This is a genomic window from Mycobacterium sp., from assembly GCF_004298145.1.
In the GTDB taxonomy this organism is placed as follows: domain Bacteria; phylum Actinomycetota; class Actinomycetes; order Mycobacteriales; family Mycobacteriaceae; genus Mycobacterium.
Map to the genome: position 1 here is coordinate 112,227 of NZ_SCRH01000042.1, position 14,442 is coordinate 126,668.

The following is a 14,442-nucleotide window of genomic DNA, read 5'->3' on the forward strand; positions in this document are numbered from 1 at the left end:
AACCGCGGACGGAATTGGGCTCTGGCTCAACATAATGCCCCCAAACCTATTGCCATCGAGCCAATGGCATGGACGCATCTTACAATGTGAGCTGGCCGTGTGGGGATTTCCGAAATAGTTCCCACGCTGACGTCAATTATCAACGTGTGGGAGTTTCCCCGCAGCCACGATTGCCATCTGGCTCTCGGCGCATGCAGTCGATTCGATCCTGGCGCCGAGTACGTATTGGTGCGAAACCGTCTGGCGCGTAACGGTATTGGAAAGCGACAGCGGGTAACCCCGGGTACAGGCCTAGACGGTGGACCGGGGGACAGGGATCTCGACGGTGGGTGCGTCCGCGTCATCGTCGCGGTGCAGCAGGGTGCGCACCGCCGGGCGGGTGCCCACGGAGCGAAGCAGCAGGCTGGCCGGCCGCGGCCGAACCAACAGCGGCCACCAGAACCAACGCCCGAGCAGCGCCGCGATGGTCGGCGTCATGAACGAGCGCACGATCAAGGTATCGAACATCAGGCCCAGGCCGATCGTGGTACCGACCTGGCCGATGATGCGCAAATCGCTGACCACCATCGACGCCATCGTGAACGCGAACACCAGACCCGCGTTCGTCACGACCTTCCCGGTGCCGCCCATCGCGCGAATGATGCCCGTATTGATACCGCCGGCAATTTCCTCTTTCATGCGGGACACCAGCAGCAGGTTGTAGTCCGACCCGACCGCCAACAAGACGATGACCGACATGGGCAGCACCATCCAGTACAGCTCGATACCGAAGATGTACTGCCAGATCAGCACCGACAACCCAAACGAGGCGCCCAGCGAAAGCGTCACCGTACCCACGATGACGAGGGCGGCCACAAAACTTCGGGTGATGATGAGCATGATGATGAAAATCAGACACAGCGCGCCAACACCCGCGATCAAGAGGTCGTAGGTCGAACCGTCCCGGAAGTCCTTGAACGTCGACGCGGTGCCCGCGATGTTGATCTTGGCGCTTTCCAGCGGCGTGTTCTTGAGCGATTCTTCCGCCGCTGTCCGGATCTTGTCGATGCGGGACACGCTCTCGGACGTCGCCGGGTCGCCCCGGTGCGAGATGATGAAGCGAGCCGCCTTTCCGTCCGGCGACAAGAATTGGCTCATCGCTTTCTTGAAGTCCGCATTGTCGAAGATATCCGGCGGCAGATAGAACGAGTCGTCATTTCTGGAGGCGTCGAACGCCTCTCCCATGGCGGTGGCGTCCTTGTCGTTGCTGCTCATTTGGCCGATGATCCCGGACATGGTGCTGTGGTTCGTCAGCATCATGTTCCGCATGTCCTCCGACATCGCGATCATCGGCGGATACTGCTCGAGCAGCTGAGGCATCAGCTTGTCCATATTATCGAGATCTTTGAGGAGATCCGTCAGTTTGTCGCTGAGCGTATCGATGCCGTCGATCTCATCGAATATATTTCTTATTGCCCAGCATACTGGGATGTCATAGCAATGTTTTTCCCAATAGAAATAGCTGCGGAAGGGCCGGTAGAAATCCTCGAAGTCGGATATATGGTCCCGCAGCTCATAAAGGATTACGGCCATTTCTTTGGTCTTGCCGATCGTGTCGTGCGTAATGTCGGTCATCCGGCTCTGCAATTCATAGATACGTTTCATAATTTGAATTTGCTTGGCTATCATGTCCGCTTGCACGAGCATGTCGTCCATGCGCGCCTGGATGTACTTGATGTCTTGCTGCATGGTCGCTTGTTGCATGCTGAGCAGGAACGGGATCGACGTGTGCTGGATCGGCGTTCCCTCGGGCCGCGTGATGCCCTGCACACGAGAAATCCCATGGACTTTGAAGATTCCCTTGGCAAGCTTGTGCAGCACCAGGAAATCTGCCGGGTTCCGCATGTCGTGGTCGGCCTCGATCATCACGATTTCGGGCATCATTCGCGATTGATTGAAATGACGATCGGCGGCCGCGTACCCGACGTTGGCGGGAACGTCGTCGGGCATGTAGAGCCGGTTGTTGTAGCTCGTCTGATAGCCGGGCAAGGTCGCCAGGCCGACCACGGCGACCGCTATCGTCGCGCACAGGATCGGGGCGGGCCAGCGGGCGATTGCCGTGCCGATCCGCCGCCACCGGCCGAACCCGATCGTGCGCGTCGGGTCGAATAACCCGAAGCCACCTCCGACGGTCAGCACCGCCGGAACCAACGTCAGGGCGATCACCACCGAAATCAGCATGCCGATGGAGCAAGGCAGGCCCATGGTCTGGAAGATGGGCATGCGGGTGAAGCTCAGACACAACATCGCGCCGGCGATCGTCAGACCGGAACCCAAGACCACGGGGGAGACGCTGCGATAGGTGGTGAAAAACGCCGTTTCCCGGTCTTCGCCGGCCTGACGCGCCTCTTGATAGCGGCCGAAGAAGAAGATCGCATAGTCGGTCCCGGCGGCCATTGCCAGGGCCACCAGCAGGTTGACGGCAAACGTAGACAGCGCGATGAAATCGTGGTCGGCGATAAACGCGATGACACCGCGCGCAGTGAACACTTCGATGCCCACCGTGAGCAACAACAGAATGACGGTGGTGATCGAGCGGTACACGAAAAGCAGCACAATGAAGATGATCAAGGCGCCGATCATCGTCATTTTCAGAATGGATCGGTCACCGGCGAGCTGCATATCGGAAAAGAGCGCTGCCGGACCGGTGACATAGGCGCTGAGACCGGGAGGCGGTGGCGTCCGCGCGATAATATCGCGGATTGCCGCCACAGATTCCTGGCCAAGAGTCGTGCCCTGATTACCCGCCAGATTCAACTGCACATAGACGGCCTTGCCGTCGGGACTTTGCGCACCCGCCGCGGTGAGGCGATCTCCCCACAAATCCTGCACGTGCTCGATGTGCTTGGTGTCGCTTTTGAGCTCACGAACCAATTTGTCGTAGTAGGCGTGTGCCTGGTCTCCCAGCTGCTGCTGCCCCTCCAGCACCAGCATCGCGAAGCTGTCCGAATCGGACTCTTTGAAGTCCCTGCCCATACGCTGCATGGCCTGGACCGCCGGCGCGTCCTGAGGGGCCAGCGGCACCGAATGCTGTTGACCCACGATCTCGAGCCGCGGCACGCCGAACGTCACCAGCAGCGTCAACGCCACCCACCCGATGATGATGAGCACCGAAAAGCGGCGGATGTTCCTGGCAATGGTGGGAGGCCGGGTGCGTTGGGTCGTCATACGGCCCTCATCCGACAGGCGGCGCAATTGCCTGGTGTCACAACGTTCCCCACGGTTGCCGTCCCCATCCTGAAGTAGAAAGCCGCCACTTACTGGGACTGCTTCAGGAGCAATGAACGGACCACCGGACGAGGCCCCGTGGGCCGCAGCATGGTGCTCGCGGGGCGGGGGCGCACCAGCTGTGGCCACCAGAACCAACGTCCCAGCAGTGCGGCGACGGCCGGCGTCATGAACGCACGCACGATCAACGTGTCGAACAGCAAGCCCAGGCCGATCGTCGTGCCCACCTGGCCGATGCTGCGCAGATCGCTGACCACCATCGAGGCCATGGTGAACGCGAACACCAGGCCGGCGTTCGTCACGACCTTCCCGGTACCGCCCATGGCGCGGATGATGCCCGTATGGATCCCGGCGCCTAATTCCTCCTTCATGCGGGAAACCAGCAGCAGGTTGTAGTCGGAACCCACCGCCAACAACACGATGACCGACGTGGACAGCACCGTCCAGTGCAGCTGCATGCCGAGGAGGTACTGCCAGACCAGCACGGACAGCCCGAAGGACGCGCCCAACGAAAGCAATACCGTGCCGACGATCACCATGGCGGCAATGAAACTTCGCGTCATGATCAGCATGATGATGAAAATGAGGCAGAGCGCGGAGACGCCGGCGATCAAGAGATCGAATTTGGATCCGTCCACCAAATCTTTGGTGATCGCCGCCGTACCGGTCAGGTAGATCTTGGAGTTTTCGAGGGGAGTGCCCTTGAGCGACTCCTCAGCCGCCGTCTTGATCTGTTCCACCCGCGAGAGGCCCTCGGGAGTCGCCGGGTCACCCCGCTGCGAAATGAGCAGACGGAAAGCCTTCCCGTCCGGCGACATGAACACCTTCTCGACCCGCTTGAAGGACTCGGAGCCGTTGATGATTCCCGGCGGCAGGTAGAAGGAATCGTCGTTTTTGGAGGCGTCGAAAGCCTGCCCCATAATACTCGGATCCTTGGCGCTCGAATCCATCTGGCCCATCACGCCGGACATGGTGCTGTGCATCGTCAGCATCATGCTGCGCATGCCCGACATGGTTTCGATCATGGGCGGGATCTGCATGACCAGCTGGGGCAGCAGCGCATCGAGCTGGTCGAGGTCTTTCACCATCTCCTGCAGCTTGTCGCTGATCAAGTCAACGCCGTCGAGCGTGTCGAAGATGGATCTGATGGAGAAACAGACCGGAATGTCGTAGCAGTGCTTTTCCCAGTAGAAATAACTGCGAAGCGGCCGGAAGAAATCCTCGAAATCCGAGATGTGATCGCGTAAGTCCGACGTAATGTCCTGCATTTCATGCGTCGTCTGGACCATGTGGTGAGTCGTGGCGACGAGCTCCCGCATCAGATCCAACATGTGCTGCATGATGCCGATCATTTTTCCGAGCTCGTTGGCCTGGACGAGCATGTCGTTCATGCGGTCTTTTTGGAATGCCATGTTCTGCATCTGGCTCGCCTGGCTCATGCTGATGATCCACGGGATCGTCGTGTGCTGCAGCGGAGTTCCCTCGGGCCGCGTGACGGTCTGCACCGTGGCAATTCCCGGAACTGCCAGCACACCCTTGGCGAGTTTGTTGATCACCAACATATCCGTCGGATTGCGCAAATCATGATCGGTCTCGACCAACAGAATCTCGGGCATCTGCATTCGCTGGCCGGGAAAGTGCCGCGCCGCCGCCGCATACCCCACATTGGCGGGAATGCTTTGCGGAATGAATTTCTGGTCGTCATAGCTAGGGCGATAATTCGGCAAGGCCAAGAGCCCGATCAATGCGACAGCCAAGCTGGCAATCAGAATAGGCGCCGGCCACCGGACGATCGCCGTACCAATCCGTCGCCACCTGTGGGCCGAGACCGCCCGCCGTGGCTCGAACAGGCCGAACCGGGCCCCGGCGGCCAGCAGCGCTGGTCCCAGCGTCAGCGCGACCAGCACCGCGACCGATATACCGACGGCGCAGGGGATGCCCAGCGGTTGGAAATAGGGAAGTCGGGTGAAGCTGAGGCACAGCACCGCGCCGGCGATGGTCAATCCGGAGGCCAACACCACCTTGGCGACCCCGCTGAAGGTGGTGTAGAACGCGTCTTCCCGGCTTTCACCGGCCTGCCGCGCCTCTTGATATCGGCCGACGAAGAATATGCCGTAGTCGGTTCCCGTCGCGATGACGGCGGCGACCAACAGGTTGACGGCGAAGGTGGTAAGTCCGACCAGCCCGAGATGACCAATCAACGCGACCATTCCGCGCGCGATCTGCAATTCCAGGCCGACGATGAATAACAAAAGAATGACCGTGACAATCGACCGATAAACGAACATCAACGTCAGAAAGATCACGCAAAGGCTGACCACCGTAACCAGCAGGACGGTCTTTTGACCGGAGATATTCATATCGGCGACGATGGGTGCGGGGCCGGTCACATAGACCTTGAGCCCCGGTGGGGGCGAAGCCTCCCGCACGATCTTTCGGATCGCCATGACAGATTCGTCGCCCGCGGCCGCACCCGCGTTGCCGTTCAGGTTCACCTGAACATATGCGGCCTTACCGTCCTGGCTCTGCGCGGCGCCGCGGGTAAGCGGATCGCCCCAGAAATCCTGGACGTGTTGCACATGCGCGTGATCGGCTTCCAAAAGGTGAACCAGGCGCTTGTAATACTCGTGCGCGTCGTCGCCGAGTTGCTGCTGGCCCTCCAGCAGGACCATTGCCAAAGCGCCGGTATTGGTTTCCTTGAAATCCTCGCCCAGGCGCTCCATCGCCTTGAACGACGGCGCGCCCAGCGGGCTCAGCGATACCGCATGCTCAGCCGTAACCTTCTCCAGCGAAGGGACGCCGATGCTGATGAGGACGGCAATTCCGAGCCAACCCAAGATAATGGGCACCGACAAGCGGTGGATCATCCGCGCTACACGTGGTCGCGCGGCGGGCTGGGTCTCCAATTGCTGGTTACTCATGTGGCCGTCAACACGCAGTAGGTGAAGGCATTCAATTGGTGGGAAATCCTCTCGGTTTTGACAACGCCGTCCACCACAATGCGGCAGCCGAGACTATCGCTATTGCCCTGTGCCACCACATTTCCCACGATTGACGGCAACGTCGTCGAGATGTCGAACGTCCACGGCAGCACGATGCCATTGATATGGTTCGGCTCGCCATTGGCGTCAAAATAGCTGATGTCGGCCATTGCCCCGGCCGGCCCAAAGACCTCGTACTTCACGTGCTTGGGGTTGAACGGTTTGGTGTCCTGCTGCCTGGTGTCGGCGTACGACGGTCGGTGCTCGGACCCAAAAATGCCGTGCAGCCGCGAAACGGTCATACCCCCGGCAATCACCACGGCCACGATCACCAACGGGATCCACAGCCGCTTCAGAAAACCGAAAAACGCAGGTCCCTTTTGCGGACGATTCGTTTGACGGCCACTTTGCTGCGTGGATTCGGGTGAAGATCGGCGAGCAAAGCCCAGGAAACCACGTCCCCGGCCAGACGATCGGCTAATGTCTCGTCCTTCCGCGATGGTGTTGTCGGGCCGGGCCCGCACATCGGAGTCGACCACTGCACCCCCTTCAGCCGTCCTCATGTCCGCGCGGTTTTTTCCACTCGAACATGCAACTACAGACCGGTAGCACGCGCCAGACCGCGGGCGCCTCGAATGCGGTGCACGTCGCCGACCAGTCGTGTCTCCGTCACCTCATGCGAGCCCCGCCCCCGGGGAGCGCGACCAGGTCTTGATGAGTAAACCACGCCCGTCGCTTCCGTATCAGCGCTTTGTCAACGCGATACGGGATCGTAATGGATACAACCTGCGAAAACGGCATTCTGCTGACCTATCCGTCCCGCTCACTCGTCGCAACGCCGCCCATCTACCTAAGCACAGCAGACGTAACGTGTCACTGGCCCGGGCGCCCCGCCCGGGAGCCGGGCGCGTCCGCGTCGTGGTGATTTTCGCGCCCACGCGGGTTCGGCTAAGCTGTGCATCGACAAGCACAATAACTTCATCGGCCTGAAGGATGTGCCTGCCCCAATAGCGATATCGCGCAGTCAACGCCATTGATGCAGGTCACTGCGAGCGAATTCAGGGGCATCGGGGCCCCTCCGCACACCCAATCACTCGATGGCGTCAAGTGCCTTCTAGGTCACACCGGGAACTTTCTCCAAACCACGGGCGAGCGCCTCGCAGCTCAACTATGGTTTGGAGCTGTTCCACTCATGTCCACTTTGTATATCTGGAGAATTGTGAGCATCAATCCATTCGACGACGACAACGGCAGCTTTTTCGTCCTGGTGAACGACGAAGAGCAATACAGCTTGTGGCCGGCCTTCGCCGATGTTCCAGCGGGCTGGCGAGTGGTACACGGGGAAGCCGACCGAGCTGCGTGTTTGGAGTACATCGAGCAGCATTGGCCCGACATCAGGCCGAAGAGCCTGCGGGACAAGCTCGCAACGGGTCGGGGTTTTGACCAGTAACCAGCCGGGGTACGGGGCGGGTGCGGGGAGACTTGGGGGAGTCGATGGAGAGGGATGATCGGACGCTGCCACTAACTCGCGGGCAGCTCGATATCTGGCTATCCCAAGAAGCCGGCTTCGCCGGTACCCAGTGGCAGCTGGGCCTCCTGGTCAAAATCGACGGCCCCGTCCGTCGCGATGCTTTTGAGCAGGCCATCACCCAAGCGGTCGGTGAGGCCGAACCGGGCAGGGTCTCGTTCTTCGAGGTCGACGGCCAGGTCGTCCAGAAACCGATCGACTACCCCCACGTCGAGCTGACGTTTCACGACCTGAGGGCCGCGGCGGATCCGGTGCGGGAAGCCCGCGAGATGTCTTCGAGCATCCAGCGCACGCCGATGCCGTTGAACGGCCAAATGTTCAAATTCGTGCTATTTCAAACTGGGCACGAGGAATTCTATTTGTTTGGGTGCTGTCACCACATTGCCGTCGACGGGCTGGGCATGGCCTTGGTTTGCCGCCGGGTCGCAACCATTTATTCCGCGATGGTGGCGCAAAAGCCAATTCCCGACGCCTACTTCGGTTCGGCGCGGGACTTGGTCGACCTCGAGTCCGAGTACGAGGCCTCCGAGGACTACCTCGAAGACAAGGCCTATTGGAGCGAACACCTTCCGCCGGAGAGCGGACCGGTCGATCGGCTGCCCGATGCCGTCGGTGAGCGAGACCACTACTCGCCGTCCGCGTCGGTCCAGTTGGACCCCTCGGTCGCCGGCCGGATCAAGGAGCTGTCCAAGAAGCTGGCCATCCGCCGATTTTCGGTGACCACCGCCGCATGCGCCCTGTTGGTGCGCGGATGGTCGGGCAGCGGTTCGGAGGTGGCGCTGGACTTCCCGGTCAGCCGGCGGGTGCGCCCAGAGTCGAAGACGCTTCCCGCGATGCTGGCCGGCGTCGTGCCGCTGGTGCTCACGACGGAGCCGGAGTCGACGGTCGCCGATTTCTGCAAGCACGTGGACAAGCGGATCCGCGAACTGCTGCAGCACCAGCGCTTCCCGGTGCACACCCTCGAGGGCGACGGGCTGCGGCAGGCGCCGAACCGGGTCGGGATCAACTTCATCCCGTCCCGGCTGACGCTGGACCTGGCCGGTTCGCCCGCGACGGCGTCGTACACGAACCATGGCCCGGTCGGGCACTTCGGCTTGTTCTTCCTCGGCGCCGGTGACCAGCTTTTCCTGAGCACCGCGGGCCCGGGTCAACCGTTCGCAAGTTTCGGCGTCGCCGACCTGGCGGGCCGGCTGCAGCAGATCCTGGCGGCCATGACGGCCGACCCGGAACGGCCGCTGTCGTCGATCGACCTGCTGACCCCCGACGAGCCCGCGCTGATCGACCGGTGGAGCAACCGGCCCGCATTGGCCGAGCCCGCGCCCGACCCGGTGTCGATTCCCGCGGCGTTCGCCGAACACGTGCGGCGCGCACCCGACGCGGTGGCCGTGACGTTCGGCACCCAGTCGCTGACATACGCGGAACTCGATGAGGCTTCGAACCGGTTGGGGCACCTGCTCTCCGGTCGCGGAGTGGGTCCGGGTGACTGCGTGGCGGTGATGTTCCCCCGGTGTGCCGACGCCGTCGTCTCGATGCTGGCGGTGCTCAAGACCGGGGCGGCCTACGTGCCGATCGACCCCGCGCACGCGTCATCGCGGATGGACTTCGTGCTCGCCGATGCGGCGCCCAGCGCGGTGATCACCACGGCGGACCTGCACTCGCGGCTGGACGGCCACGACGTCTTCGTCGTCGATGTGCACGACCCCGCCGTCGACACCCAACCCGACACCGCGCTGCCGAACCCGGCCGCCGAGAACGTCGCCTACATCATCTACACCTCCGGAACCACCGGAACCCCCAAAGGCGTTGCGATCCCTCATCTCAACGTCACGTGGCTGACCGAGTCCCTCGACGCCGCCCTGCCCCCCGGGAACGTATGGACGCAAAGCCATTCCACGTCCTTCGACTTCTCGGTGTGGGAGATCTTCGGCGCGCTGCTGCGCGGCAGGCGGCTTCTGGTGGTGCCCGAATCGGTGGCCTCCTCCCCGCAGGACTTCCACGCCCTGCTGGTCGCGGAAAAAGTCAGCGTGCTGACCCAAACCCCGTCGGCGGTGGCGATGCTGCCGCCCGACGGCCTGGAATCCACGGCGCTGGTGGTGGCCGGCGAGGCCTGCCCGACCGACGTCGTCGACCGGTGGGCGGCGCCCGGGCGGGTGATGATCGATGCCTACGGCCCGACCGAGACCACGGTGTGCGCGTCGATCAGCGCACCACTGGCGGCGGGGTCGCCCGGAGGGGTGCCGATCGGCGTCCCGATCGCCGGGGCGGCGATGTTCGTGCTCGACAAGTGGCTGCAGCCGGTGCCCGCCGGGGTGGTCGGCGAGCTGTACCTGGCGGGTCGAGGCGTCGGGCACGGCTACGTGCGCCGGCCCGGATTGACGGCCTCGCGGTTTGTCGCCAACCCCTTCGGCGGCGTGGGGGCGCGGATGTACCGCACCGGCGACCTGGTGTGCTGGGGTCCCGACGGGCAGCTGCAGTACCTGGGCCGCGCCGACGAGCAGGTCAAGATCCGCGGCTACCGGATCGAACTCGGCGAGATCCAGGCGGTTCTGGCCGGCCTCGACGGGGTGGACCAGGCCGCGGTGATCGCCCGCGAGGACCGCCCCGGCGACAAGCGGCTGGTCGGCTACATCAGCGGGACCGCCGACCCGGCGGCGCTGCGCACCCAGCTGGCCGACCGGCTGCCGCCCTATATGGTGCCGACCGCGGTGATGGTGCTCGACGCCCTGCCGTTGACCGGCAACGGCAAGCTCGACAAGCGCGCCCTGCCCTCGCCGGAATACACCGCGAGCGAGTACCGGGCCCCGGCCGACGCGATCGAGGAGATCCTGGCCGACATCTACGCCCAGGTGCTGGGGGTGGAGCGCGTCGGTGTGGACGACTCCTTCTTCGACCTGGGTGGGGACAGCATCCTGTCGATGCAGGTGGTGTCCCGCGCCCGCGCGGCCGGCGTGATCTGCCGGCCCCGCGATGTCTTCGTCGAGCAGACGGTGGCCCGCCTGGCGCGGGTGTCCGAGGTCGCCGTCGACGGCGAGCTCGGCGCGGCCGACGAGGGGATCGGGCCGGTGGTGGCCACCCCGATCATGCGGTGGCTGCAGAACATGGACGGTCCGGTCGAGCAGTTCAACCAGACCATGGTGCTGGCGGTCCCCGCGGGCGTGAGCGCCGACGACGTGGCGGTGGTGCTGCAGGCCCTGCTGGACCGCCACCCCATGTTGCGGCTGCGCGTGCAAGACGACGGCGCCGGTGGGTGGTCGCTCGAGGCGCCCGAGGCGGGCTCGGTGCAGGCCGGCGACTGCCTGCGCATCGTCGACGCGCTCTCCGATGCGGAGCTGGTCGAGGCCCGCTCCCTGCTCAACGTGGCCGACGGCATCATGGTGAGCGCGGTATGGGCAAGTGCGACAAGCCAATTGGCGTTGATCATCCATCACCTGGCCGTCGACGGGGTGTCGTGGCGGACCCTGATCGAGGACCTCAACATCGCCTGGGCGCAGCATCACAGCGGCCAGCCGGTGGCACTGCCGGTGGGCGGCACCTCGTTCGCCCGGTGGTCGTCGCTGCTGGCCGAGCATGCGAAGAGCCCGGCGGTGATCGAGCAGGCCGACGCGTGGCGGCAGGTGGCCGCCACCCCGGCGGCGCTGCCGGCCGCCCAGCCGGAGGACACCTACGCGAACGCCGGACAGTTGTCGGCGTCGCTGGACGTCGAGACGACCCGCCTGCTGCTGGGGGAGGTGCCCGCGGCGTTTCACGCCGGGGTGCAGGACATCCTGTTGATCGCGTTCGGGTTGGCGTTCACGGAGTTCCTGGGGTCCGTGGGGACCGTGACGCCGATCGGCATCGACATCGAGGGCCACGGCCGCAACGAAGAGATAGCCTCCCACGTGGACCTGTCCCGCACCGTCGGCTGGTTCACCACCAAATACCCTGCGGCACTGTCGATTACCGGCCGCCTGGACTGGTCGCAGGTGGCCGCGGGGGATGCCGCGCTGGGTGCGGTGATCAAGGACGCCAAGGAGCAACTGCGCGCCCTGCCCGACGGCCTGACCTATGGGCTGTTGCGTTACCTGAACGCCGAGGTCGACCTGCCGGGGTCGGACCCGGTGATCGGGTTCAACTACCTGGGGCGGCTGGCCGCGGGAGCCGATCTCTCCGACGACATGTGGCGCGTCAGCGAGGACAGCCTGTCGTCGGCCGCGGTGGCGACGGCGGTGGCAATGCCGTTGGCGCACACGGTGGAACTCAACGCGGGCACCATGGACACCGAGGCCGGGCCGCACCTGCACGCCAACTGGCGGTGGGCGACCTCGGCCCTGACCGACGAACAAGTAAACCGGTTGAGCCAGTTGTGGTTTGAGGCCCTGGCCGGTATCTGCTCGCACGTGCGGGGCGGTGGCGGCGGGTTGACCCCGTCCGACATCGTTCCCGCCCGGCTGGACCAGCAGCAGATCGACGAGCTCTGCCAGCAGCACCAGATCGCCGACGTGCTACCGCTGAGCCCCGTCCAGCAGGGGCTGTTGTTCCACACCAGCTTCGCGGCCGAACTCGAAGACCTCTACGCGGTGCAGCTCGGCATCACCGTGAGCGGCAGCCTTGACGCACGCCGGCTGCGCGACGCGGTGCAGACCGCCCTCAACCGCCACCCCAACCTGGTGGCCCGCTTCTTCGACGAATTCGGCGAGCCGGTGCAGATCATCCCGGCCGAGCCCGTGATGGCTTGGCGCCACGTCGAATTGGACGGCGGCGACGCGGACCGACAAGACCAGCAGCTCGAGGCCCTGGCCGCCGACGAGCGCACCGCCGTCTGCGATCTGGCCGGCCAACCCGCCTTCCGGGCCGCGTTGGTCCGCATCGCCGACGACCGGCACCGGGTGCTGTTCACCATTCACCACATCGTGATCGACGGCTGGTCGCTACCGGTCCTGCTGCGGGAGGTCTTCGCCGGCTATTACGGCGAGCGGCTGCCCGCGCCCCCGTCGTATCGCAGCTACCTGACGTGGCTGGCAGCCCAGGATCACGCCGCCGCGCGGGCGGCGTGGCGCGAGGCGCTCGACGGGTTCGAAACCCCCACCCTGGTGGCGGCGCCGGGCAGGATCGGGCGACGCGCCGTTGCCACGTACACGGTTTCGGCTGACACCACGCGCGCGCTCGGCGAGCTGGCCCGTTCCAGCCGCACGACCGTCAGCACCGTGCTGCAGGGCGCGTGGGCGCAGCTGCTGACCTGGCTGACCGGCCAGCACGACGTCGTCTTCGGCACCGCGGTGTCGGGGCGGCCCACCGAGCTGGCCGGCGCGGACGCCATGGTCGGGTTGTTGATCAACACCGTGCCGGTGCGGGCCGACATCGGCGCCGCGACCACCGTCGCCGCCCTGCTGGAGCAGCTGCAACGCGTCCACGCCGAAACCCTCGAGCATGAACACCTGGCGCTGGGCGAGATTCACCGCGTCACCGGGCACGACCAGTTGTTCGACACGCTCTTCCTCTACGAGAACTACCCGATCGATGCCGGCGCGTTGCTGGGTGTCCACGAGTTGGCCGTCACCGAGTTCAGCAGCCGCGAATTCAACCACTACCCGCTGTCCGTCGTGGCCACGCCGGGCCACGAGCTGAGCTTGCGTGTCGAGTACGACACCGAGGTCTTCGACGCGGCCGGCATCGAAACGCTGATCGAGCGGTTGCGCCACGTGATGGCCGCCATGACCGCCGATCCCACCCAGCGGTTGTCGTCGATCGATCTGCTCGGCGCCGCCGAGCACGCACGGCTCGATGCGTGGGGCAACCGGGCGGTGCTGGCTGCGCGGCCTACCGGGCAGGCGTCGATCCCGGCGTTGTTCGGCGCTCAGGTCGCCCGCGCCGCCGACGCGGTCGCGATCACCTGCGGCGAACGGTCGTGGACCTACGGCGAGGTTGAAGAGTCCGCAAACCGCTTGGCGCACTTGCTGGTTGGCCAGGGTGCCGGCCCGGGCCAGCGGGTGGCCGTGGTGATCCCGCGGTCGGCCGAAGCGATCGTGGCGATCTTCGCGGTCCTCAAGACGGGCGCGGCCTATGTGCCGATCGACCCGAGCGTGCCGGCGGCGCGGCTGGAGTTCGTGCTCGGTGATGCCGCCCCGATCGCGGCGGTGACCACCGCCGAGGTGCGCCCGCGGTTGGACGGGTTCGCCGGCCTGATCGTCGACCTCGCTGACATCGACGCCCCCGCCGTGGCCGGTCAGCCCACGACCGCCCTGCCCGCACCGGCGCCGGAGAACATCGCCTACATCATCTACACGTCGGGCACTACGGGAACCCCCAAGGGCGTGGCCATCCCGCACCGCAACGTGACGTTGCTGCTGGAGACACTGGATGCTCAACTGGGGTTGGGCCAGGTGTGGACGCAATGTCATTCGCTGGCGTTTGACTTCTCCGTATGGGAGGTCTTCGGGTCACTGCTCTACGGCGGGCGCCTGGTGGTGGTGCCGGACGCGGTGGTGCGCTCCGCGGAAGACCTGCACGCCCTGCTGGTTCGCGAGCAGGTCAGCGTGCTGAGCCAGACCCCGTCGGCGTTTTATGCGCTGCAGAGTGCCGATGCGTTGGCGCCGGAGTTGGGTGAGCAGCTGAAGTTGCAGACGGTGGTGTTTGGTGGGGAGGCGTTGGAGCCGCACCGGTTGTCGACGTGGCTGCATCATCATCCTG

General features: G+C 64.5%; 5 protein-coding genes. 2 read left to right on the forward strand and 3 right to left on the reverse strand.

What is annotated here, in order from left to right; all coding sequences use genetic code 11:
- Window positions 1-291: 291 nt before the first annotated feature.
- From EPN51_RS17380 to EPN51_RS17390, 3 genes are all read right to left on the reverse strand, one after another.
- Window positions 292-3,207, reverse strand: coding sequence for an RND family transporter (locus EPN51_RS17380; protein WP_293044759.1), 2,916 nt, complete (start codon window positions 3,205-3,207; stop codon window positions 292-294).
- Window positions 3,208-3,296: 89 nt separating this feature from the next.
- Window positions 3,297-6,188, reverse strand: coding sequence for an RND family transporter (locus EPN51_RS17385; RefSeq protein WP_293044760.1), 2,892 nt, complete (start codon window positions 6,186-6,188; stop codon window positions 3,297-3,299).
- A complete protein-coding gene (locus EPN51_RS17390) occupies window positions 6,185-6,604 on the reverse strand; it encodes an MmpS family protein (RefSeq protein ID WP_293044790.1) in 420 nt (139 codons plus the stop codon). The genes EPN51_RS17385 and EPN51_RS17390 overlap by 4 nt, the downstream gene beginning before the upstream one ends.
- A gap of 863 nt (window positions 6,605-7,467) precedes the next feature.
- Between EPN51_RS17390 and EPN51_RS17395 the strand changes: the two genes are divergently transcribed.
- Together EPN51_RS17395 and EPN51_RS17400 are read left to right on the forward strand one after the other, a co-directional pair.
- On the forward strand, window positions 7,468-7,698 hold the full coding sequence (locus EPN51_RS17395; RefSeq protein WP_293044761.1) for an MbtH family protein: 231 nt from the start codon (window positions 7,468-7,470) through the stop codon (window positions 7,696-7,698).
- A 44-nt stretch (window positions 7,699-7,742) separates the two neighbouring features.
- Window positions 7,743-14,442, forward strand: a 6,700-nt coding sequence (locus EPN51_RS17400) for a non-ribosomal peptide synthetase (RefSeq protein WP_293044762.1), incomplete at its 3' end; no start/stop codon positions are given.

Coding starts and splice junctions, on each gene's coding strand:
- EPN51_RS17380 (WP_293044759.1), bottom strand. CDS start 3,207: ATGACGACCCAACGCACCCGGCCTCCCACCATTGCCAGGAACATCCGC.
- EPN51_RS17385 (WP_293044760.1), bottom strand. CDS start 6,188: ATGAGTAACCAGCAATTGGAGACCCAGCCCGCCGCGCGACCACGTGTA.